Source organism: Candidatus Koribacter versatilis Ellin345 (assembly GCF_000014005.1).
In the GTDB taxonomy this organism is placed as follows: domain Bacteria; phylum Acidobacteriota; class Terriglobia; order Terriglobales; family Acidobacteriaceae; genus Korobacter; species Korobacter versatilis_A.
This window is the reverse complement of the sequence record NC_008009.1, coordinates 2,963,917-2,982,830: the sequence shown is the minus strand read 5'-3', so window position 1 is coordinate 2,982,830 and position 18,914 is coordinate 2,963,917. Positions and strand designations below refer to the sequence as shown.

Below are 18,914 nucleotides of genomic sequence, written 5' to 3'. Positions count from 1 at the left end.
ACCAAAGTGCGTGGTGGTTACATCAAATCTGCTCAGGCGGAGGGGTGAAGCAGCACCTTGCTGAGAACGTCGGTCATGTCTACGGGCGACAGGCCTTTTTGCACAAAGCCGTCGGTATCTTTAAGCGCGTCGGCGGGGAGGGCGGTTGCGCCAGAGATCATCACGATCGGCACTTTGGGCTTGAGATATCGCATTGCTTTCGCGACGTAGGCTCCATCAACCAGGGGCATGTAGTAATCGAGCAGGACGGCGTCGATCTCGGAATGTCGAAAGATTTTGAGGGCTTGCTGGGGATCGTTGGCGGTGAGGACGGTATAACCGAGCTTCTCGAGCACCAGGGCACGGATCATCAATCCGTTGTGATCATCATCAACGCAGAGAAGAGTAGGCTTTGCCGCTGCCATAGGGGACCTCCGGCCATGCGACTGGAACTTGGGACAAAATTTTAGGACGTTGATTGATTGTTTGGCGCTCGACGAATTCCCGTCAACCAGATTCGGTCAATCTAAGGTGAATCCAGTGGCGGACTTAGCGGTATGCCCGAGCGTGGGTAGATCGCGCGATACCCGGCCGCGAATCGACCGGACCAACTTGGCGTGAGTGTTTGCTGGCCGTTACACTGGATTTGTGAAGATTGCGCTCGGTCAGATCAACCCTACGGTTGGCGATTTCGTGGGGAATGCCGAAAAGATTGTTCACTACGCTGCCCGCGCCCGCACGGCTGGAGCCGAGGTGATTCTCTTTCCCGAGCTCTCTATCTGTGGGTATCCGCCGCGGGACTTGGTGGAGCGCGCGACGTTCGTTGCGCACAATCGCGAGATTGCCGAAGCCATTGCCCGGATGACGGTGGGGATCACCGTCGTCGCCGGTTTGGTTACGCCGGCGAATGGGAAGACGGGCAAATCGGTGATGAATTCGGCGGCGGTGCTGCGCGATGGACGCATCGTTCATGTGCAGTCGAAGAGGCTGCTGCCGACCTACGATGTCTTCGACGAGATGCGCAACTTCGCGCCTGCGGACCACCAGGAGTTGTTCTGCCAGGGAAGCACGTCCATCGCGCTGACGATTTGCGAAGACGCGTGGAACGATAAGAACTTTTGGGACCGCCGCTTGTATGGCAACGATCCTGTCGAAGACCTGATGGTTGGCGGCGGAAAGTTATTGCTGAATATTTCGGCGTCGCCGTTTTACGTGGCCAAACAAGAGTTGCGGCGCAAAATGTTGACCGCGATCGCGCGCAAGTATCACACGGTTGTCGCGATGTGCAATCAAGTCGGCGGGAATGACTCGATCGTGTTCGATGGCTCGAGCGTGGTGATCGGGCCGGACGGCTCAGTCATCGCGCAAGCGCGGTCGTTCGAAGAAGATTTAATTTTCTGCGATACCGATGCGCTTACGGGCGATATCCATCCAGAACTCGGGAGCGAAGACGCGAACGCTTATGCGGCATTGGTGCTCGGCACGCGCGACTACGTTGGCAAATGCGGATTCCGCAAGGTCATTATCGGGTTGAGTGGCGGCATTGATTCGGCGCTGACCGCTGCGATTGCGGTGGATGCGCTTGGCGCGGAAAACGTGATGGGTGTGGGCATGCCGGGGCCGTACTCGTCGCAGGGAAGCATTGACGACGCTGCCGCGTTGGCAGAGAACCTCGGGATTCGGTTTGAGATCGTTCCGATTGGCGATGTCGTGCAGGCTTTTCGAAATACGCTCGCACCCGTGTTCTCGGGCTTCCACGAAGACACGACGGAAGAGAACATCCAGGCCCGGACGCGGGGCAATATCCTGATGTCGCTGTCGAACAAGTTCGGCGCAATGGTGCTGAGCACCGGCAATAAGTCGGAACTCGCGGTTGGATATTGCACGCTTTACGGGGATATGGCCGGGGGGCTGGCGGTGATCTCCGACGTGCCGAAGACGATGGTATATCGGCTATCGCACTACGTGAACCGCGGGCGCGAGATCATTCCGCAAAACACGATTACGAAGCCGCCCAGCGCCGAGTTGCGTCCGAACCAGAAAGACACGGACAGCCTGCCCGAATACGAGGTGCTCGATGCTATCCTCGATGACTACGTGGAAGAGATGAAGTCCGCAAAGGAGATTGCCGAGGCCCACGGCTTCGACATTGCTTTAGTGCGGCGGGTGATCGCGCTGATTGAGCGTACGGAATACAAGCGTCAGCAGGCAGCACCCGGACTGAAAATCTCCACCAAGGCATTTGGCGTAGGACGACGTTTCCCGATCGCCGCACGTTCCGATCTTGCATAAAGTGAGCATCTCGTTGATCAAGAAAATTTCGTTACTCCTTGCCACCCTTGTGTTCGCCGCCGCGGCTTTTGCCCAGAGCAATGTTCCCGAAGCAACGGTGCGCTCGTTTATCGGCCAGATGATTGGCTACGACAACGGCGTTACGGTGAAATCGGTCTCGACGAAACCGGCGGAGGCCCCTGGCTTTACCGAAGTGACGGTGTTGCTAAACACGGCGCAAGGCGACCAGGTGTTGAATTTCTTCGTCTCGCCGGACGGCAAGTTTGCGCTGATTGGGCAGTTGATGGACTTTGGAGCGGACCCGTTCGTGCGCTATCGCGCGGCGCTGCAAAAGGCCGATGGGCCAAGCAAAGGCCCGAAGAACGCGCCGGTGACGATTGTCGAGTTTGCCGATCTTGAGTGTCCGGCTTGCAAAGCAGCATTACCAAGTATCGAAAAGATGCAGACGGAAAACGCGAATGTACGCGTGATTTTCCAGAACTTCCCGTTGGAGAAGTTGCATCCGTGGGCTGCGCGCGCGGCACTGTATGTGGATTGCCTGAAGACTGACGATGTGGTGGCGTGGAAGTTCATTGACGGCGTCTACGAGCACCAGCAGGACATCAACGAACAGAACGCCGACGATTCGTTAAAAAAGTACGCTGGTGAGGCGGGTGCCGATGCGGCAAAGACTGCAGGATGCATCGCCGATCCCAAGACTCGAGCCAATGTTCAGGCTTCCGAAAAACTCGGAGAGGGCCTGGCTATCACGTCTACGCCAACGCTGTTCATCAACGGACGTAAGGTGAGCTCGTTTAATTCGCTACCTGCGGAGACCTTTAAGCAGTTGGTGGATTTTGCCGCGAAGAACGCGAAGTAAGATCGCTGGAATGAATTAAGCCCGCCAACACGGCGGGCTTTTTGATTTGATAGAGCGCTAGGTGCCCCGGGGCATGGCGATCGTATCCATCTTGGGCTCGATGACCTTGAGCACGTGAGGCGTGATGATGACGAGTAGCTCGGATTCCACGCCCTCGCGATCGGTGCTTGCCACGGCCGAACCGAGTCCGGGGATTTGACCTAAGCCTGGTATACCGGAGATGGATCGCGATTCGCTCTCCGTCAAATAGCTCACGACGACGCCCGGCTCGCCGTCTTTCAATGAGATCGTGCCCTTGTATTCCTGGTTGTTGATGATCGGCATGCCGTTGCTGGTTCCGGCGCCGAGCGAGCGCATCTGCATCTCGAGGTTGAGGCGCACGTCGCGATTGCCTTGGATCGAGGGCGTGGCTTTCACCGTCAAACCGAGGTCCTCGTAATTGAACGATGGGAAGGGTGCTACGTAGGTTCCCGTCCGCAACAGAGCACTGATTTGTGGAGTGTTGTAGATCGGCGCAAAGGTCGCGTTCAGAATCGGGTAACGCTCACCGATACGCATGGTTGCCGCGTTGTTCTGCGATGCTCGCAACTGCATGTGCGCGAGGTTCTGGAAATTCGCCTTACTGAAGTTGAGATTGAGCGTGGTGCCGGGCACGGTGAGTGCCATCAGCGTCAGGCCTCCGCCGTAGGTAACGAACGGCGTCTGGAAAAGCGTGGCCAGTTGCGTGTTGCCGAGGGCTTGTGTGATAAGCGCCGAGATGTCGGTACCGTTCGCCTGGTTGATCGCGCCGGAAGAAATGATCTGATTGATTAGCGACTGCAAATTCGTGGCGCCGAGTCCTGCGAGCACGCTGCCGAGGTTAAACGTCGTGAATTGATTCGGCGGCTGAACTCCTAACTGGTGGGTCAGGGTACCGCTTACGCGATAGACGCTGACATCCAGCGCAACTTGCGGACGGGAGGCGTCGAGATCGGAAAAGAACTGGGTAACGGCTTCCATGGTAGGCTGCGGGGCCCGCACCGTAATGCTGTTCCTGCTGGGTTGCGGCACCACAAAGCGGACGTCGAAGATCACGCGGAAGACGTTAATCAGGTCCTGAAGGTCGGTCGGCGTGGTCGCGTCAGGGAAGTAAAAGGTGCGCAGAACCATGTGCTGGTTGTCGCGACGGTTTGCCGGCGTGTCGGCGAGTACCAAGACTTGGCGCAGTCCAAGTGGCACCCAAAAAGTTTTCGTGATGGTGCCTGCGGCCTCGGTGGCATGCTCGAAATCCGTCGCATCCAAGTCGAAGCGGACTCGCTTCGAGGGCACGGAATCATCCAGCGTGGCGGTCACGCCGTAGGCTTGCATCACCTGCGTGAGCAGACCCTTCGAGTCGCCACGATAGTGGAAGTCCTTCTTTACCTTTTCGGGAGCAAGCATGACCGGCGCGCGATACTCGGCATCGTCAGTCGAATCGCTGAAGCGGATCTGAGAACCGGTTGATGGGAGCGCGGGGAGCGCGTTCTTGAGCTGCTGCTGCGCGAAGTTGTTGTCGGGGTCGATCTGCAGCGCCATGCGATAGTCGCCTTGGGCTTCGATAGTCAGGCCCTTTTCCATCGCGGTGTTGCCGCGCTGAATGAACTGCATTACCGCTTGTTGTTTCGTAAGTTCGCGGGCAGTGGCGTATTCAACATTTTTCGGCAGCAGACGGGAAGCGGCTTCGAAATGTTCGTAGGCCTGCTGCAAGTCTCCGGCCTTTTGCCGCTTCATCCCTTCTGAGAACTCGTGTTTCGCCTGTTTTTCTTCGCTCTTCGAGGGCTTTTCCGCTTTCTGCGACGGCACCTTGGCCTCAACCGCCGGTGTATTCGGAGACGGCAGGTCCTGTGCCGCGACGCTCGCGGCAGCCAGTAGAATCGCACCCCAAAGAGCTGTCCTCATCGGTTAGAGAAGCTCCTTGCAACACGGGACACAGTGCGTGGGATGCAACGCCTGCAATTGCTCGATTGGATAAATGCCCGTGGCGACGGCGACCACCGGCATTCCGAGTTTCTGCGCGGCATGGATGTCGTTGGGAGTGTCGCCGATAAAGCAGGCCTTTGCGTTGCTGCCGAGACGGTTCGTGGCTTGCTCCATGGCGTGGCGGAAGATGTCAGCGCGAAACTCGTGGTGATCGCTGAAGCCTCCGACAGCGAAACGGTCGCGGATTCCGGCAGCCTTCAGCTTGGTCCAGCCGATCCGTTGCAAGTTGCCGGTGCAAACGCCCATCAGCTTTCCTTCGACATGCAATCGATCCAGCAACTCGCGAATGGACGGGCAGAGCTCAGGGCGAAGCTGATCGGCATGCTTTTCGACCTCACCAGCCATCAATTTCTGGGCCTCAACCAAGCCGTGCTCGAAGCGTTCGCCTCCGACGCCGCAGAGGGCAGCGGCGGCGCGCAGGATCCCGATATCGGTATTGCCATGAACGGGGACATTATCAATCCTCGCATCACACTGATAGACGTGCTGCAACGCCGTATGGAAGGCGTTGTAATGCACCCAGTCGCGGCTGTTGAGCAGGGTGCCGTCAATATCGAATAAATAGGCATCGAAGCCGTGCCAATCGAAGCCGCTCGTGGCGGGCAGGGTACTAGTCTCGCTCACCCGACTAGTCTACCAGTGCAGAGATGAACGCCGGGCTACAACCCTGAGTCAACTCTGCCCCTCTAAACGAAGGGGTGGTCTATGAAAACGCTCACGTTTGCCCTCTGCCTCGTCGCCACTGCCGGGTTCTGCCAAACCTCGGAGATGACAACCGACCCGCAACAGATCCAAGCCAATCAAACGGCCCCGACGCCGGATCAATCCACAGTGAAACCGCAAACGGTCCGCGGCTGCCTGAATAGCGCAGGTGACAACTACACCGTCACCGACCAGGTCAGTGGAAAGACGTTCAAGCTCGAAGGCAGCACCGATCGCCTGAAGCAGTTCATCGGGCAGACGGTGGAGATCAGCGGCTCGGTGAAGAGCGTGGACGGCGACAGCAAGCCCGCGAACGCCGACACGGGCGACACCCTGACGCTTGCGGACGTAAAACAGATCTCCGATAAGTGTTCGACTGTCCCCAACAATGGGGCACTACGAACGGGGCAGGTTGTGCTGATGGCGCTCATGCAGCGTCCGGTGAACGACGATGCCAATACGCAGCTCAATAGCAGCGTGCAGATGAGTTCCAACGCTGCAGAGACGTCGGCTGCCGCTGCGAATACCCGGACGGTGAGCACAAGCACCGAAGAACATGCGGTCTATCCTGCGGGCGGTCACACCGGGGTACACGGTTCTTCTGTGACGACCTCGGACACCCAAAGTGTAGGCGAGACCACGGCGCCGACGAGTTCCGCGGCAGGTTATGCAAAAACTCGCGACTCGAACGACAAAGGCGTGGCGCCGATGAATCCGCAGGCTTACAACCAGGCGAACGAGAAGAGCGAAGTAACCCGGGACAAGCAGCAGAAGCCGACGTACCTGAACGCGGAGGGTATCGGGCAGACCGAGGATGAAGGGAACCGCGCCGCTGAGGCCGCGAGCCGCGCCGAAATGCAGACCGACGCCAACGGGCAGAAGACCAGCTTCTCAACCATGCGTGAAAGTGAAGAAAACGGTACGGTGAAGCAAAATCCGAAGGTGAATGCGCCGCCGAAGAAGACCGTAAAGGGAGAGACGACACCGCAACCGCCGAAGTAGTCGCATCCCACTCTCCGGTTCGGGGAAGGGTGGGGCACCCACTTGGCTTACTCGACTCTGTAAACCCGGGCTTCCCAGCCTTTCATCATTAGCGTGGTCGCGTTCTCCTCCGCCGCACCTTCGTTCGACATCACCAGTTTTCCCGCCTTCACTCCGGGCAGGGAATACTTCAGCGCATCCTTCGAAAAATTAAGCACGACGAGATACTTCTCTTTTCCGAGCGTTCGCGTGTAGGCGAAGATCTTTTCGTTTTGCGGATCGAGGTCCTTGTAATCGCCGTAGCTGAAAGCCTTGGTCGTCTTGCGGAAGGCCAGCATGCGCTGGAAGTATTGGTAGACGGAGTCTTTGTCTTTCTGCTCCTCTGCAGCATTGATTTTCTTGTAATTCGGGTTTACCGCGAGCCAGGGCTTGCCGGTGGTGAAGCCACCATTGCTCGAATCATCCCACTGGATCGGAGTGCGCGAGTTGTCGCGTGCCACCCGCCGGGCGTTGTCGAGGAAGTGTTCTTTGCTGATGCGTCCAGTCTCCACGTATTCCTTCCACGCGTTCTTTACTTCGATGTCGTCGAAGTCCTCGATGCCCTTGAACGGATAATTGGTCATGCCGAGTTCGTCGCCCTGATAGATGAACGGAGTGCCCTTGAGGGTGAGGACCATCGTCGCGAGCAGCTTCGCTGATTTCTCGCGCCACTCCGGAGAGTCGTCGCCAAAGGCAGAGACTACGCGGGGATTGTCGTGGTTTGACAGGAAGACCGTATTCCAACTGTGTTGATCCAGCTTCTGGTCTTCGTCGGTATAGATCGCTTTCAGCTTTGGCAGTGTCCAGCCGATCCATGGTGTCGAGGGATGTCCAATTCGCACCGCATCGAAGTTGAAGATCATGTTGAGTTCGTGACGGCGCTCATCCACCAGCATCGGAGTGCCCTCGAGCGTGACGCCGAACGCCTCACCGACCGTCATCATGTCGTACTTCGAGAGAACCTCTTTATTCATTTCCTGCAGATATTCATGCAGATGCGGCCCCTGGGTGTAGAAGTACTGCGGACGTTCGCGATACTCGGGCGGGATGTCCGGCAGATCGGGCAGTTTCGAGATGAAGGGGATGACGTCCATGCGGAATCCGTCCACGCCCTTGTCGAGCCAGAACTTCATCAGGGAATACACTTCCTGGCGGACTTTTGGGTTGTCCCAGTTCAAGTCAGGCTGCTTCACCGCGAAGCAGTGCAGGTAGTACTCGTTGGTCGTGGGATCGAGCGTCCACGCGGAGCCGGAGAAGAATGAGGTGTAATTATTCGGCGGGCCACCGTCTTTGCCGGGGCGCCAGATGTAGTAATCGCGATACGGATTGTCCTTCGACTTGCGGCTCTCGACGAACCAGCGATGCTCGTCGCTAGTGTGGTTCACCACGAGATCGAGCACCAGGCGCATGCCGCGAGCCTTCACGCCTTTGAGAAGTTCGTCGAAGTCGGCCATGGTGCCGAACTCCTTCATCACTTTCTCGTAATCGCGGATGTCGTAGCCGTTGTCGGCGTTGGGGGAATCGTAGTGCGGGCTCAGCCAGATGACGTCCACGCCGAGCGATTGCAGGTAATCGAGCTTCGAGGTGATGCCCTTCAGGTCGCCAATGCCATCGCCGTTGGAGTCTTTGAACGAGCGCGGATAGACCTGGTATACAACTGCTTCTTTCCACCACTTGGGCTCGTAGCCGTTGAGGGCTTGATCGACGGCGAAACTGATTTTCGGGAGGAAGAGGAATAGGGAAAAGAAGGCGAGCGCGATGCGCGCGGAGTAGGTCATGGGGTCCTCAGCAGTGCGAAGCGATGCGATTCTACACTGCTGAGGAATAAGCGCGTTTCAGCTGACGGCTACTTCTTCTTCGTCTTAAAGATCGCGTGCGAAACGTCGGGCCAGAATTCCGCGAAGGCGTTGGAAGCCATGCTTCCCAGCACGCCGGTCATGCAGCGAATCGCGGCGTCGCTGGCGTGGCTCTCGCTCTCGGCACGCCAGGTGTTCGAGAGGAAGTTGTTGCCAACTGTGCCCATGTAGTACGCGTATGCGGGATGCCATGTACCGTCACGATGCGGTGCGATGAACGGCGAAACGATTACCCATCCGGCGCGTTTCTTAAAGCCTGGGTGGGGAGACTTGAAGTAGCGCGGGTCCTCGCCCCAGAACGAGCCGAAGGTCGCTGTCATCGCGTTGCCGGTCGAGACGCCCGTCAGGCGCATACCGTAGCGCTTGCCGAAGCCCTCGATGTGCGGTCCGTACTCTTTCGGAGAGTTGAAGATCGTGTTCCAGCCCGCAGTCCACGGGCCGGCCAGCAGCAGGCTCTCGGGGCCGACGGTGGCATCCGCGAACCACTGGAGGCGCTGCTTGCCGGTGATGGGTTGGTACTCAGTGACGGGCACCAGAAACCGCTGGCTCTGAGTCGGGGGCTGGCTTTGCGCCGTGGTCTGGGCCAAGCCCAAGGTGGATAGAAGCAGCACTGCCAGCAGCAATCCGGCTTTGCGGAAGTTCATCGAACGCACTCTCCTGGACACCAATCCGCCTGGGACTGGTTAAGAAACAGCTATTCTGGCGGATGAGGAAGGATAGTCGGTAATTAACAATTTTCCTAACTGTAAGTTTTGACAGAGTAGAACAATTTGGGAATCATTGTGGGACAAAAGGCCCCGTCGTGCTGAAGATTTCGTGGAACCACACCAAGGTGGTTCGAGCACGGTGGGGTTCGCCCGGACGCCGGTGATCTATTTCAGCAGTGTCGCAATGAAAGAGGCGAAGTCGAGGATCGCATCCACACTCGAATGGTCGGAGCGTCCACTGCTCCACTCGCCTTCGACCGCAGCGCGCATGCTCGCTGGTATCCCTGCATTTCCTGCATTCTTCAGTCGTTCGTGCTGGGCCTCCAGGTCGGCGTTCTGCCGCGCTCGCGCTTTGTCGAGTCCACCGGCTCGAATGAACTCCACCAGTCGGCGCAATTCATCTTTGTCGAACCAGGTTCCATGCGCTTTGCATACGTCTACGATGACGCCTGACATGCGCGCGAAGTTCACGCGGTTCATCAACTGAGTGCAGACGGGGCAGGGAACGTACTTGAAGTTGGTGTCGACGTGCACGGGTTCACGCGGCTCGGTGGGCATACCGATTACGGCTGCTTGTTCCTCTTTCTCGGCGCAGATCTGCTGCAGCGTGGTGGCGTCGAGCCACATGCCGTCGCACGCTGGACATTCCCAGAAGTGGCTTTTACCCACCTGTATAGTCTTCATCTCTTGCTCGCCACACTTCGGGCAGAGCATCTTCCCGTCCGGGCCGGTTTCGGTGCGATGGGCCACCGCGCCACAGTGCGAACAGAACTTTTCACCGATGAACATCATGCCGAAACACGACGGGCAGGACACCGTGGCCAACCGCGCGTTGCAGTAAACACACTTCGAGGAATCGCTGGAGACAGCGGCGCCGCAGTTCGGACAGTGGAGAGTTTGAGCAGTGGGCATCGGTGAAATGATAGCGAGCGCGGATGGCCGAAGCTAGAGTACGTTCGGGTACCCGCTAAACAAGAAAGCCCCGCGGCTTTCGACCGCGAGGCTAATTTGCTCCCACGTTGAGCGGGTTACTTGAAGGAGGCGATCGCCGTAGCTTCGTCGTCTTTCACATCGAAGACGGTGTAAAGCTTGGTGATCTGGAGAAGGTCATGGACCTTCTTGGTCAGATTGAGCAGCTTGAGCTCGCCGCCCTGGTTGCGGACGGAGGTGAAGCCGCTGACCAGCTCGCCAATACCGGAGCTGTCGATGTAGGTCACATCGCCGAGGTTGAGCAGAATTTTCTTGTTGCCCTGAGCGACGGCGTCGCGAATGGTATCGCGCAGCACCACACTACCTTCGCCGAGGGTGATACGCCCGCTGAGGTCAATGACGGTGACGCCATTTACCTGCCGTGAGCTTGCTTTCATGGTCACTGGGAAGCCTCCTTATGGTCCGACGTGGTCGCGTGGACCCGCTTAATCAATTTAATTTCTGTTCCGGGTTCGAGGTTCCGAAACTGAACATCATCCATGAAGGCCCGGATCAGAAAAATTCCCCGTCCGGACTGCTTCAATAAATTCTCGGGCGCCAATGGATCTGCTACCCCGGTAGGGTCAAGTCCCGGGCCCTGGTCCTGCACCGTGATAATCAGCTCGTCCCCCGTGGTCTCGAACGACAGGGTGACGCGCTTGCTGGTGTCGTAGTGGTTGCCGTGCAATACCGCGTTTACGGTGGCTTCGCGGACTGCCATCGAAATCCGGCCCGCTTCGTCTTCATCGAAGCCCGAACGGGTCGCAATCTTTGTCGCTTCTTCTTCCGCTTTGTTCACGCTGTCGAGCGACGATTCCAGCGTGTACGACACTCTTTGCACGGTCATCGAGGGTTCGAGTCGGTTACAAGACTAGTATGTATTGCACTCCAAACGGTGGAGAATGGCAGTTTGCACGTTCGGTGTGCAGTATGTCAATTGTCTGCCGCAATTTGCATGGAACGCAAGGGCCCTGGAGCGTCGCCAGACGGATTCTGGTTCTGCGTAGAAAAAGAAAAGCCCGGCGTTAACCGGGCGATCATTGGCGCGGGAAATTCTGTTACATCTTCTTGGCGGTGATGCGGTTCGCAATCTGGTCGTACTCGCCTTTGGTCAGCACCTTCTTGCTGACGAGCTCATCCGTCGTGTCGTAAGGCCGTGCGGCCATGATGCGGTCGGCGCGCGCGTCGGTGACACCCGGCAACTTCATCAACTCATCCTTCGTCGCCGAATTGATATTCACCGATGTGTTCTTTCCGAGGCCTTCCTTGAGTCCGTCGGCGACGGCCTTGGTGTCGGCTTTGACGGCGGCAGTGGCGTTAGCCGTTTTTTCGCGAATCTGGTCTGGGCTCTGCGGTTGATTGCAGGCGACGAACGGAAGAATCAGCAGCAGTGCGAGGACGATACGCATGTCTTCTTTGATGCAGGCAGGGTAGTGGGATGTTAGCTGGGGCTGCGCGCGAAGCGCGTTCGCGATTTTTACGCCCGGCGCCGGGGCTTGCGGCACGGTAACTCGCGGCCGATTTCGGCGTAGGCCTTGGTCAGGAGATACCCCACCACAGCGCCGATTCCGATGACCGATTCCAAACCAAGTAACCAAACATTTGTGTCTGACATGAGTGCCGGATTCCTTTTCGAGAACTACTTGGGCCCGGTGTTCAGTTGGAAGCTATAACGAAAAACGAGGTTGCGCGACTCGCAAAAGTAGCAGAGCTGCATTGGCCTTTGGTGACGTTGTAAATGGTCTTGTGTCGGAATGCGAGTAAAAGTTTGCCAACAGCTCCGGTTGCCCCGGGGACGACCACATTGCCAAAGCGGTATGAGTTGTTACTTACGCAGACAACAGCAGCTTGACCGCCATCATCTTTGGCCAGTGCTGCTCCCCATACCCTGGGAGGTCTCCTTTGAAAGCTCACTGGTTGCTGGTGCTTGCATTCTGCGTCCTGGCCCTGTCGTTGGTTGCTTCCGCCCAATTTCCGGCCCCTGATACTTACAACAATCCCTGGTACGTCTGGTGTGGTCCTGCGGTGGCCAACCGCAGCGTGACTCTCTGCGGGCCGCCGGATGGTTCGTCTTTCAACCCGAACTCCGAAATCGGGGTGATGCGGGTCACCGATACTCACTGGCCGATCACCTACACCCTCACCATCAATGGGAGGGAGATCTATCCGGAGCCGCAGCACCTGGGAACGCTGGATATGATGGACACGATTTTGCCGCTCGATCCCAGCGTCAGTGGCCCGCAGCAGATCACATTCAAGTTCAACGACGCCGTCGGCAGCTTCTACAAGACCTTTTACGCGACGTATGAGGAGACGCCGTGCTCGACACCGACAACGGACCATGCGATCAATTTCTGCACGCTGACAGAAGGGCAGACGGTAATGTCGCCGGTGCACGTGGGCTATGCCATCAACGAGAGCGGCAGTTCGCCGTACTCGCTGATTTACGTAGACGGCGTGCGCTACGAACTTTTCAACACCGGTCTGAACATCACCAAGGCCAACCAGTGGCTGATGCTGTATCCCGGGAAGCACCGCATAACGGTACAGGCACATCCCCAGGGCGGGGCGTTCTACAGCCAGTCAGTGAACGTCAATGTGTCCGGGCCGACGAATGTCTGCAAGCCTGACCGCACGGTCGATCCTTCGGTCACGATTTGCAGCTTGAAGGACGGGCAGACGGTTTCCTCACCGGTTCATGTGCAAGCTAACGCTGGGCAGCCGGTTTACTTCACACAGATCTACATCGACGGCGCGCTGAATTTCACCGACCGCAGCAAGGACATCGATACGAATGTTGCGTTGACGCCAGGGAGGCATCGTTTGACGGTGCAGGCGAACGGCACGCAGGGGATCTTCAAGACGACGATCTATGTGAATGTGCAGTGAGACGGGGGTACCCCTCCCCCACCCCTCTATTGTTTTCAGTGACTTAGACTATGGAATGTTCGCAAATTCCTCTTTCTAAAGATAGTTAGAGGTAAATTCCTCTCGGCGTAGGAGTTAGAGCCGAAAGCCAAGTCTTTGAACACTAAGGGCACGGAGGAAGCACGAAGGAAACTTGGGGAAAATGCGTGCAATTTGTGGCTGAAATTTGCACGGAAACGCGTTTTATTTCGGCTTCGAGGGCGAGTTTTCACGAGATTGAGAGTGATTTTTGCTGATCGCGGAACAGCAGATTCTTCGTCGGGCTGCCGCCCTCCTCTGAATGACAAGAGAGGGTGACGGAGAGGGAGGCTGGAGTCTGGGCTGGCCGCTAGATAGTTCGTCCGGAGATCGCTGGAGATCGCTGCTTATCGAGATTTCAAAGAGCCGGGTCGGGCTGGTGGGACTGGGCCACTTGCGCAGAGTATCGCGTGATTTGGGAAGAGGATGTGATGGGAGACACGGGTTGTCGTGCTAAGGGTCACAGGTGCCTGGCATCTGAATTGGACGGTCGAGCAACAGAGAGTGACGGTTCTTGCGTAGGATGAATCTGCTGTTGGAAGGAGCCATCATGAAGAAGCGCAAGCTTGGGCAGAACTTGGAAGTTTCGGAACTTGGACTGGGGTGTATGGGGCTGAGCTTTGGGCTGGGGCCGGCGGTGGAGAAGCAGCAGGGGATTGCGCTGATTCGCGGGGCCGTGGAGCGCGGGGTTACGTTCTTCGATACTGCGGAAATATATGGCGCGTATACGAACGAAGAGCTTGTGGGCGAGGCGCTGGAGCCGTTCCGCGATGATGTGGTGATCGCGACGAAGTCTGGCTTCAAGATTGACGAGAACGGGAAGAGCGCTGGGCTGGACAGCCGTCCAGAGCACATTAAGGAAGTAGCGGAAGCGTCGTTGAAGCGGCTGCGGACGGACCGCATCGATTTGCTGTATCAGCACCGCGTGGATCCGAACGTTCCGATTGAAGATGTGGCGGGCGCGGTGAAGGACCTGATCCAGGCGGGCAAGGTGAAGCACTTCGGACTTTCGGAAGCGGGTGTCGAAGTGATTCGTCGGGCGCATGCGGTGCAACCGGTGACTGCGCTGCAGAGCGAGTATTCGCTGTGGTGGCGCGAGCCGGAAGACGTGATTCTGCCGACGCTGGAAAAACTTGGCATTGGGTTTGTGCCGTTTAGTCCGCTGGGCAAGGGCTTTTTGACCGGGGCGATCAAGCAAGACACGAAGTTCGATCCGAACGATTTCCGGAACACAGTGCCGCGCTTCGCCGAGGAGAACCGCAAGGCGAACCAGGCGGTGGTTGACCTGATTGCTGAGTTCGCGAAAAAGAAGAACGCGACAACCGCACAGGTCGCGCTGGCGTGGGTGCTGGCGCAGAAGCCATGGATGGTGCCGATTCCCGGTACGACGAAGCTGCATCGGTTGGACGAGAACCTTGGGGCGGTGAATGTGGAACTTACGGCAGAAGATCTTCGCGAGTTGAACGAGGCGTCGTCGAGTATTCAGGTGGCGGGCGCGCGCTATTCGGAAGGCGCGCAAAGGATGATCAACCGCTAGGAGAAGAGTGAATGCCACATGTAATTGTGAAGTTGTGGCCGGGCAAATCCGAGGCGCAGAAGACGCGTCTGGCGGAAGCCATTACTAAAGCGGTGACGGAGATTCTGCACTACGGAGAGGAATCCGTTTCGGTTGCGATGGAAGAGGTCAAGGCAGGCGATTGGGCGAAGAAGGTCTATCTCGCTGAAGTGAAGCCGAACATTGGCACGCTTTACAAAAAGCCGGGGTATGACGAGAGCGATTTGCCCTAACGACCGGAGGGGATGAGAGAGATGGAGATTCGGCGAGCAGGTTCGCAGCATTCGGCCAAGGGGCCCGCGGATTGGTTCACGGGGAGTGTGCGGATCGATCCACTGTTCCAGGCTCCGGATCCGGCGCTGGTTCAGGGCGCGAGTGTAACGTTTGAGCCTGGTGCGCGGACGGCGTGGCACACGCATCCGCTCGGACAAACGCTGATCGTAACGGCGGGAGTGGGGCGGGTTTGCCGCTGGGGCGGGAGCGTGGAAGAAATTCGTCCGGGCGATGTGGTCTGGTTTTCGCCGGGAGAAAAGCATTGGCACGGCGCGTCGCCGACCAGCGGGATGACTCATATCGCGATCCAGGAGAAGAACGATGGCAAGGTCGTCGACTGGATGGAGCACGTGAGCGATCAGCAGTATAGCGGGTGAGGAGCGATATTACGAGACCTAGCCACCCAAATCCACATGCTCGACGTTGTCCACCGGATGGCCGAGGAAGCCTGAGCCTAAGCGACGAAATTTCTGCACTGAGTCGGTAACAAAGAAGCGGAAGTCGGGAGTACCTTCCTTGGGTTCGGGGGCGCTGGGGGCCATTTGCGCGCGTGCACCGGCGGCTTGCGTGGCGCCTGCGGCGGAGGCGGATGGCGGGGCGATGCCGAGTTTTTTCGCGAGAGCTTTGGCGGTGGATTCGGCGGAGTCGACGATCGCTACGTCGCTGGGGACGACTTTGCGCAGCAACGGACGGATCAGCGGGTAGTGGGTGCAGCCGAGGACGAGGACGTCGCTGCGTTGCTCGCGGCGGACAAAGGCGTCTTGCAGATAAATTTCGGCAACCTGCTTGGTGACGGGATGATCGGTCCAGCCTTCTTCGACTAACGGGACGAGAAGGGGTGTGGCTTTTTCATAAGCGTTGATGCCGAGCCGCTCGAGGGCGTGGTGGTAGGCGTGGCTGCTGATTGTGGCTTCGGTACCGATTACGGCGACGCTGCGGGTTTTGCTGATTGCCGCCGCGGCGCTTGCGCCCGGCTCGACGACGCCGATGGCGGGAACGTTGGCCTTGGCTTCGATGGCGTCCATGGCGAGGGCGGTGGCGGTGTTGCAGGCGATGACGAGGTGTTCGGCGCCCTGGCCCTCAAGGAAGTGGCAAGCGCCTAACGCATACCGCGCGACTGTATCCGCGGATTTCGTGCCGTAGGGAAGACGGGCGGTGTCGCCGAAGTAGAGGTATTCAGCATTGGGGACGAGGCGGACGATTTCGCGGAGCACGGTGAGTCCGCCGAAGCCGGAGTCGAAGACTCCAATCACGGGCCGCTGACGACTCATTGCAGGTCCTTCACCATTTGCGAGAAGTTGACGGCATCGAGCGGCGTTGCGAGGTCGGCGTGGCCGGCGAGAGTGTCGCGGTCTTTTCCTTCCACCAGGAATTTCACCTTTTCAACTTGAGGGTTATTGGCGCGCAACGTGGCGACGATCGAAGCGACCGTCAACTCTTCGGCGAGGATGCCGCTGGGATGCTTGTCGGCAAAGGCACCGTTGAAGTCCACGACCACGAGGCCGTTCTTCACGAAGTAAACGTTCTTCACATCCGAACCTTCGCCAATGTTGTGTGTCGTCGGCGCGGTTTGATAGAGGGTGAGCAGGTTGCGCAAGATCTGCTGAGTCCGTTCGCTGCTATCCGGCGGCAACGGGATGGTCACGGAAGAACGCGTGAGCAGGCCGGTTTTGTCATCGGCCACGTAGAGAGTTGCGGTGCTCGTGGGCCCGGAAACGGGCGGAGCCACAGGAAGCTCGGCGAGCGCGGGTTTGGGCTGGCGGCGCTCGGCGCGGTGCTTCAGTCGGTAGTTGTAGTAGCCGAGGCCGACGGCGAGGATCAGGAGTATGGCGGCCATGATCTGCAGGTGGCGTGGAATCATCTGGCCCCCAGCAATTTCGGCTTCATGGCGGCGATACCGTTGGCGACCGCAGCGGCGACGTTGTTCTGGTACTCGGGGCTATTGATGTTCGTCACTTCATCGTCCGGTGGTGCGAGTTCGATGGCGATTGCGGGCGCAGCGATGTTGCGCATGGGCCGCAGCGGCGCTGGAAGCGCGGTGACCGGAATCTGGCGGTTGCTCAACTCGGCCGAGATGGAACCTGCGACCTGCGAGCTGTAATCGAGATACGGCGCCTGCGCCTGGTGCCATGGCAGGAACGTATGCGTGGCCACACCAGCGGGCGTCATGAGTGCAGTGAAGATTCGTAAGCCATTGCCGAGGTTGGCCGCGTGAACTGAGACGTAAATCGCGGGGTGCGCGGCGTTGGCGGAGACGGCGCGGTCGTCAACGTTGATTGTGGCGTCATTGGAGCGGAGAAGTGTTGCAACTACGCCGCGAGTTTGCAACTCGTGCTGAATGCGTCGCGCGAAGGCGAGGTTCACGTCCTTCTCGGCGATCTTGTCAGTGATGGCGGCACCACGCTCGTCTCCACCATGGGCTGCGTCAAGAACGACAACGAAGCGCGGCTGCGGTGGAGCGGCGGGCGCTGCGGGCTGCGTAGGCCCCAGCGGTATAGGTGCGGGCGCGGTCGGAGTTTGTGCGGCTTGCTGCGCTGGTTCCTGCGTCTTGGGCGGCTCGGCTGCAATCTGCACGCCTGGGGCGGGTTGGATGGTGATGGTGCGATTGCCGTCGGAGAACGCAGCGGTAAGGGGTACGGCGCCGTTGACGGTGATCTGGGCGGTGCCGCCGGCGTCGGTGAAGGAGTAGCCGGTAATGTTGGCGTCGCCGGTTTGCACTTTTTCCGCGCCGGCGTTGACGACGGGATCGCGCCGGAAGACGAGCTTAACCTGGCCGGGTTCGGTGGCGACCATCGGATTCACCGGGCCGGTGAAGTTCAGGATGAGCTTGGGCGATGAGCCCTTCTCAACCTGCTCTTTGAAGCTGATCGCGACGCCGCCGATGAAAAGGCGGAGAGGGGTTTCGCGGAAATCGGTTTGTTGGCCGGTGAAAAAGGGAAGCATGGCTCCGATGTTGTGGAGAGGGATGTAGCCGCGTCCGTTCTCCATGTGGAAGTTGGCGGAGAGCTGAACGTCCTGGTTGTGGATCTTGCCCTTGTTCTTACCTTCCTGGAACTCGGCGTTGATTTCGCGACCGCCGGAGGGGGTGAAACGAAGCTTCCATTTCTTGCCGTCCTCACGGGCCTCAACATTGCCGAGAGGTTCCAGGACATCGGAGACGCCGACGTACACCTGACCGCTGTAGGGAAGCAGATTCACCGAGTAGGTTGCAGATTGGGAATAGACAGTGAGATGGCGCTCGGATTGGGTCTGCGCGCGCGGCGAGAGCCAGAGCACGGCGGCGAGTGCGGCAAGTGCCAGGGGGAACCATCGTGCGGGAGTACGAAAGTTCACGGCCGGCTTGCCCTTTCAGCCATCGTCGGGAGTGACGAAATGTCTACAGAATGTTGACTTGCGAGCAAACGTGAAAGGAGTAGAGTTCGCTTCGGGCTCGCCCCGCGATTGCTGGGATTCGTCACAGGAAAATTAGCGGGCATAGGAGTAACGAAATGCGAGCTCAACCGTCTGAGGGCGTAGGATTTGAGGTTACGGGAGACATCCGCACGGGAGATTGCGCAAATCCCGGATCGTCTTGGGGTAGCAAGGGTCATTCGTAGCGGATGCTTGCCGGAGATTGTAGCAGCTTAGGAAGTAAACCAAAGCTGTGGACTTTTTCATCTCAGTAGAGTCGACAGGTACTCTCACAGGGCCGCAAGCAGAGCCTGATTTGGGTCGTGGTTCCTGTGGTAACATCTGCCCCACACCGAAAGAAGGAACCC

Annotated in this window: 19 protein-coding genes; 7 read left to right on the top strand and 12 right to left on the bottom strand. The window is 58.3% G+C overall.

Going from position 1 to position 18,914, the window contains the following annotated elements:
- Nucleotides 1-32: 32 nt before the first annotated feature.
- Nucleotides 33-404, bottom strand: coding sequence for a response regulator (locus ACID345_RS13015; RefSeq protein WP_011523327.1), 372 nt, complete (start codon nt 402-404; stop codon nt 33-35).
- A gap of 223 nt (nt 405-627) precedes the next feature.
- Here ACID345_RS13015 and ACID345_RS13010 point away from each other — a divergent pair, with 223 nt between their 5' ends.
- On the top strand, nt 628-2,271 hold the full coding sequence (locus tag ACID345_RS13010; protein WP_041856654.1) for an NAD+ synthase: 1,644 nt from the start codon (nt 628-630) through the stop codon (nt 2,269-2,271).
- A gap of 13 nt (nt 2,272-2,284) precedes the next feature.
- Entirely contained in the window at nt 2,285-3,130 is an 846-nt protein-coding gene (locus tag ACID345_RS13005) for a DsbA family protein (protein WP_011523325.1), read from the top strand.
- Between the two features lie 57 nt (nt 3,131-3,187).
- Here the strand turns inward: ACID345_RS13005 and ACID345_RS13000 are convergent, their stop codons facing one another.
- Nucleotides 3,188-5,047 carry a type II secretion system protein GspD gene (locus ACID345_RS13000; RefSeq protein WP_011523324.1) on the bottom strand — a complete coding sequence of 620 codons (1,860 nt, stop codon included), beginning with the start codon at nt 5,045-5,047 and terminating at the stop codon, nt 3,188-3,190.
- A gap of 3 nt (nt 5,048-5,050) precedes the next feature.
- Nucleotides 5,051-5,752, bottom strand: coding sequence for an HAD family hydrolase (locus ACID345_RS12995; protein ID WP_011523323.1), 702 nt, complete (start codon nt 5,750-5,752; stop codon nt 5,051-5,053).
- A gap of 81 nt (nt 5,753-5,833) precedes the next feature.
- On the opposite strand from ACID345_RS12995, the gene ACID345_RS12990 reads away from it, so the two are divergent.
- On the top strand, nt 5,834-6,832 hold the full coding sequence (locus tag ACID345_RS12990; RefSeq protein WP_011523322.1) for a hypothetical protein: 999 nt from the start codon (nt 5,834-5,836) through the stop codon (nt 6,830-6,832).
- A gap of 47 nt (nt 6,833-6,879) precedes the next feature.
- Here the strand turns inward: ACID345_RS12990 and ACID345_RS12985 are convergent, their stop codons facing one another.
- The 6 genes from ACID345_RS12985 to ACID345_RS25555 all read right to left on the bottom strand — a co-directional run bounded on the left by ACID345_RS12985 (nt 6,880) and on the right by ACID345_RS25555 (nt 11,791).
- Nucleotides 6,880-8,628, bottom strand: coding sequence for a glycoside hydrolase family 13 protein (locus ACID345_RS12985; protein WP_011523321.1), 1,749 nt, complete (start codon nt 8,626-8,628; stop codon nt 6,880-6,882).
- Nucleotides 8,629-8,696: 68 nt separating this feature from the next.
- The gene (locus ACID345_RS12980; RefSeq protein WP_011523320.1) at nt 8,697-9,350 is read right to left on the bottom strand and encodes a hypothetical protein; all 654 of its coding nucleotides are present in this window, start codon (nt 9,348-9,350) and stop codon (nt 8,697-8,699) included.
- A gap of 228 nt (nt 9,351-9,578) precedes the next feature.
- Nucleotides 9,579-10,325, bottom strand: coding sequence for a zf-TFIIB domain-containing protein (locus ACID345_RS25560; RefSeq protein WP_011523319.1), 747 nt, complete (start codon nt 10,323-10,325; stop codon nt 9,579-9,581).
- 116 nt (nt 10,326-10,441) lie between these two features.
- Nucleotides 10,442-10,780 carry an STAS domain-containing protein gene (locus ACID345_RS12970; RefSeq protein ID WP_408609922.1) on the bottom strand — a complete coding sequence of 113 codons (339 nt, stop codon included), beginning with the start codon at nt 10,778-10,780 and terminating at the stop codon, nt 10,442-10,444.
- A gap of 2 nt (nt 10,781-10,782) precedes the next feature.
- Entirely contained in the window at nt 10,783-11,229 is a 447-nt protein-coding gene (locus ACID345_RS12965; RefSeq protein WP_011523317.1) for an ATP-binding protein, read from the bottom strand.
- Nucleotides 11,230-11,440: 211 nt separating this feature from the next.
- Nucleotides 11,441-11,791: a ComEA family DNA-binding protein gene (locus ACID345_RS25555; RefSeq protein ID WP_148210107.1), complete on the bottom strand. Its 351-nt coding sequence runs from the start codon at nt 11,789-11,791 to the stop codon at nt 11,441-11,443.
- A gap of 493 nt (nt 11,792-12,284) precedes the next feature.
- Between ACID345_RS25555 and ACID345_RS12955 the strand changes: the two genes are divergently transcribed.
- The 4 genes from ACID345_RS12955 to ACID345_RS12940 all read left to right on the top strand — a co-directional run bounded on the left by ACID345_RS12955 (nt 12,285) and on the right by ACID345_RS12940 (nt 15,533).
- A complete protein-coding gene (locus ACID345_RS12955) occupies nt 12,285-13,271 on the top strand; it encodes a hypothetical protein (RefSeq protein WP_011523315.1) in 987 nt (328 codons plus the stop codon).
- A gap of 607 nt (nt 13,272-13,878) precedes the next feature.
- Entirely contained in the window at nt 13,879-14,865 is a 987-nt protein-coding gene (locus tag ACID345_RS12950; RefSeq protein ID WP_011523314.1) for an aldo/keto reductase, read from the top strand.
- Nucleotides 14,866-14,876: 11 nt separating this feature from the next.
- Nucleotides 14,877-15,116 (top strand): tautomerase family protein, encoded by a 240-nt coding sequence (locus tag ACID345_RS12945; RefSeq protein ID WP_011523313.1) that lies wholly within the window; start codon nt 14,877-14,879, stop codon nt 15,114-15,116.
- Nucleotides 15,117-15,137: 21 nt separating this feature from the next.
- Entirely contained in the window at nt 15,138-15,533 is a 396-nt protein-coding gene (locus ACID345_RS12940; protein ID WP_011523312.1) for a (R)-mandelonitrile lyase, read from the top strand.
- Between the two features lie 18 nt (nt 15,534-15,551).
- Here ACID345_RS12940 and murI read toward each other — a convergent pair whose 3' ends face one another.
- The 3 genes from murI to ACID345_RS12925 are packed head-to-tail and all read right to left on the bottom strand — an operon-like array spanning nt 15,552 to nt 18,489.
- On the bottom strand, nt 15,552-16,427 hold the full coding sequence (murI, locus tag ACID345_RS12935) for a glutamate racemase (protein ID WP_011523311.1): 876 nt from the start codon (nt 16,425-16,427) through the stop codon (nt 15,552-15,554).
- Nucleotides 16,424-17,017, bottom strand: coding sequence for a GerMN domain-containing protein (locus ACID345_RS12930; protein WP_011523310.1), 594 nt, complete (start codon nt 17,015-17,017; stop codon nt 16,424-16,426). The genes murI and ACID345_RS12930 overlap by 4 nt, the downstream gene beginning before the upstream one ends.
- Nucleotides 17,014-18,489, bottom strand: coding sequence for an N-acetylmuramoyl-L-alanine amidase (locus tag ACID345_RS12925; protein ID WP_011523309.1), 1,476 nt, complete (start codon nt 18,487-18,489; stop codon nt 17,014-17,016). Before ACID345_RS12925 ends, ACID345_RS12930 begins: the two co-directional genes overlap by 4 nt.
- Nucleotides 18,490-18,914: the final 425 nt, after the last annotated feature.

Excerpts from the sequence above, each read along its gene's own strand:
- ACID345_RS12990 (WP_011523322.1), top strand. The coding sequence starts at position 5,834 with ATGAAAACGCTCACGTTTGCCCTCTGCCTCGTCGCCACTGCCGGGTTC.
- ACID345_RS12980 (WP_011523320.1), bottom strand. The coding sequence starts at position 9,350 with ATGAACTTCCGCAAAGCCGGATTGCTGCTGGCAGTGCTGCTTCTATCC.
- ACID345_RS12965 (WP_011523317.1), bottom strand. The coding sequence starts at position 11,229 with ATGACCGTGCAAAGAGTGTCGTACACGCTGGAATCGTCGCTCGACAGC.
- murI (WP_011523311.1), bottom strand. The coding sequence starts at position 16,427 with ATGAGTCGTCAGCGGCCCGTGATTGGAGTCTTCGACTCCGGCTTCGGC.
- ACID345_RS12950 (WP_011523314.1), top strand. The coding sequence starts at position 13,879 with ATGAAGAAGCGCAAGCTTGGGCAGAACTTGGAAGTTTCGGAACTTGGA.
- ACID345_RS12940 (WP_011523312.1), top strand. The coding sequence starts at position 15,138 with ATGGAGATTCGGCGAGCAGGTTCGCAGCATTCGGCCAAGGGGCCCGCG.
- ACID345_RS12970 (WP_408609922.1), bottom strand. The coding sequence starts at position 10,780 with ATGAAAGCAAGCTCACGGCAGGTAAATGGCGTCACCGTCATTGACCTC.
- ACID345_RS12945 (WP_011523313.1), top strand. The coding sequence starts at position 14,877 with ATGCCACATGTAATTGTGAAGTTGTGGCCGGGCAAATCCGAGGCGCAG.
- ACID345_RS13000 (WP_011523324.1), bottom strand. The coding sequence starts at position 5,047 with ATGAGGACAGCTCTTTGGGGTGCGATTCTACTGGCTGCCGCGAGCGTC.
- ACID345_RS12930 (WP_011523310.1), bottom strand. The coding sequence starts at position 17,017 with ATGATTCCACGCCACCTGCAGATCATGGCCGCCATACTCCTGATCCTC.
- ACID345_RS12985 (WP_011523321.1), bottom strand. The coding sequence starts at position 8,628 with ATGACCTACTCCGCGCGCATCGCGCTCGCCTTCTTTTCCCTATTCCTC.
- ACID345_RS25560 (WP_011523319.1), bottom strand. The coding sequence starts at position 10,325 with ATGCCCACTGCTCAAACTCTCCACTGTCCGAACTGCGGCGCCGCTGTC.
- ACID345_RS13015 (WP_011523327.1), bottom strand. The coding sequence starts at position 404 with ATGGCAGCGGCAAAGCCTACTCTTCTCTGCGTTGATGATGATCACAAC.
- ACID345_RS25555 (WP_148210107.1), bottom strand. The coding sequence starts at position 11,791 with ATGCGTATCGTCCTCGCACTGCTGCTGATTCTTCCGTTCGTCGCCTGC.